Consider the following 2,575-nt stretch of genomic DNA (forward strand, 5'->3'; position numbering starts at 1 on the left):
GTTCGCATCAATTGCCAAAATGGGCGGGGGCGTAACTATTTTGACCGGTGGCTTTGGCTTGACACTTAAAAACAGTGTCGTCTTTCCCTCGCTGAAGCAGGGCCAAATTTTGGTTCCAATTGCGCCTATCAGAGTCGAAGCGACCACGCCACGAGCAATCGGGGTGTCAGCTCGGAAAAAAGGACAATTTTCATCCTCGCCGGGAAACGGAAAGCGCAATGGCTAACAAAATTTGTGGGAACCACCACCGATTTTCCCACGTGGGCGACAACCTGGTCAAGCAAAGCCTGTGGGGAATGGTAATTACGCATAACCCCACCGCTGTCACGCCATTTGCGGCGGGGGAAACAAATTCTGGTTCCAATTGCGCCCATCGGAGACGAGCCGACCACGCCACGAGCCGTCGGGGTGTCAGCACGGAAAAGGACAATGCTCATCCTCGCAGGGAAACGGGAAGCGCAATGGCTAACAGAATTTGTGCTAAAGCAAATGGCCCGCCAGCGCTGGGCAGCCTAGAAATTTTGGCAACAGTATGCCAATCGAGTAGACTGCCCTACCAGCGTTAGCTGATAGGGTGAGCCTCTCACACCACTGTACGTACGGGTCTCGTATACAGCGGTTCGTTTAGTTGTGGGGAAATTTGTTTGTAAATATCGAGTAGAGAAATATACCCTCGCTTACTTAGCCTTTCCAAAGTGATAGTAGTTCCAAGAATTGGGCTTTGAGCAATAGCCCAACCTCCCATACGTGAGCGACTCCAAGAGTATGCTTGACCTTGTTCGACCCCCAAACGGATAAGATTTTTCCTTTTCCGTTCAAGCTTCTTCCAATGATGCCAAATACAATACCTGAGCCTGTTACGAATCCATCCGTCAATTTCGTTGAGTTTGCTGTAAATACTTGCCATTCGGTAGTTATTTACCCAACCTCTTTGAATTTCATTCAGTTTTTGAATTCGTTCGTCGAAACTCATAGGGATGGTTTTACGGGTAATCCTTTTGAGCTTTTGCTTAAGCTTTTTCCAACTCTTATCAGAGACGACCAATTGATACTTGCCTTTTTCTCCTTTCACATAAGTAGGTACGAAACCAAAACCCAAAGTGGTGAAGTTTACTGGTCTGCGAATCCCGCTCTTTTCCCTGTTAATAGATAATTTCAGCTTGTCCCGTAGGAATTTGTAAACATCATTACCTGTCTTTCGGGCTGTAGCCTTGGTTTTAGTATAAATACTAAAATCATCAGCATAACGGACATATCGCAATCCTTTCTTTTCTAACCACCTGTCTAATTCGTGTAACATGATATTAGATAGCAAAGGGCTTAAAGGACTACCCTGTGGTACTCCTTTTCTGCGCTTGACCAGTTTCCCGTTTATTAAAATTGGGGCACGTAGCCATTTACGGATAAGTCGTAAGGTTTCTTGGCATTTGATCTTACGGTAAAGCAGTTGTAATAAATGGCAATGGTCTACTTCATCGAAGAAACCTTTCAAGTCAATATCTACTATGTTTTGAAAACCTTCGTTGATATATCCCTGTGCTTTTAAAACGGCTTGGTGCAGGTTTTTATTCGGGCGGAAACCAAAGCTATAATCGGTAAACTCGAACTCGAAACCTGCTTGAACCACCTGTAAAACGGCTTGTTGCAATAAACGGTCAGTAACGGTTGGAATGCCCAACCATCGTTTCTTCCCGTTATCTTTGGGTATCTCTACCCCTAAGATGGCTTGTGGCAAGTAATCTCCTGATCGAACCGTATTTGTCAGCTCATTCTGGTCTATTGCCATCAGTTCTGACAGCTTCGTTACGGGCATATGATCTACTCCTGCTGAACCATGGTTCTTCTGGACTTTATACATAGCGCGTAACATGTTTGATCTTCGTAATACTTGCTCAATCATTTTAGCTTATTTACTTTCTTTTCCCTGTTCCGCTTAATGTAAGGCTAGATTCGTCTCTCGGCGAAAGCTTCCCTATAATATTTGGAACAACTTAACGTTCAGCCCTTCATTACTTCGTGAAACCTCCACGGTTTCTTTTCGTGGCTCGTTACTAGTAACTAATATGGCATCTGCTGACTTCTCTGTATATGTTACTCGAACATTCAAAGACCTCCCCAGGTAAGAGCCTATTCCTTCATCCAATGACTGCGAGATCTACATAATTATCATTTGGGTGTTCTTTGGGCGTTGCAGTGATGTGCCTACTTACCCTGATAGCTATGCCTCGTATCCCGTTTCTGTTCGTCAGTACCGGTTTTTGCAGTTTCGCTTCCTTCAGTGCATACCTCACGGTAAACCACCTTGCGACTTGCTAATGCTTCAGGACGTTACTCCTGCACATAAGGGACTTACACCCTCTGGAATAGAAAAAAAACATCCCCATCCTTTGCTTTGGTCAAATAAATTTGCATTTTTAGAATTTTTCCAGAGTTTTAAGACGGGTGTGCTCTAGCTCATGCTGGGCACACACATGCGGTATATTTTACGCCCCCTTTTTGGCTGATTAGGTTTCTATTCGTTTCTATTTAAGTTCTTAACGGTTGACAAATATCATCCCCGCCCGATGGGGCGCAA

General features: G+C 44.6%; 3 protein-coding genes. 1 reads left to right on the top strand and 2 read right to left on the bottom strand.

Features of this window, described 5'->3' with window-relative positions; all coding sequences use genetic code 11:
* Positions 1-226: hypothetical protein (locus LHW48_04360; GenBank protein MCB5259693.1), on the top strand; the 226-nt coding region annotated here is incomplete at its 5' end.
* Positions 227-583: 357 nt separating this feature from the next.
* Here the strand turns inward: LHW48_04360 and ltrA are convergent.
* Positions 584-1,900, bottom strand: coding sequence for a group II intron reverse transcriptase/maturase (gene ltrA, locus LHW48_04365; GenBank protein MCB5259694.1), 1,317 nt, complete (start codon positions 1,898-1,900; stop codon positions 584-586).
* Between the two features lie 235 nt (positions 1,901-2,135).
* Complete coding sequence (locus LHW48_04370) at positions 2,136-2,291, bottom strand: hypothetical protein (protein MCB5259695.1); 156 nt, start codon at positions 2,289-2,291, stop codon at positions 2,136-2,138.
* Between the last annotated feature and the right edge of the window lie 284 nt (positions 2,292-2,575).

The sequence above is a fragment of the Candidatus Cloacimonadota bacterium genome (assembly GCA_020532355.1).
Lineage (GTDB): Bacteria > Cloacimonadota > Cloacimonadia > Cloacimonadales > Cloacimonadaceae > UBA5456.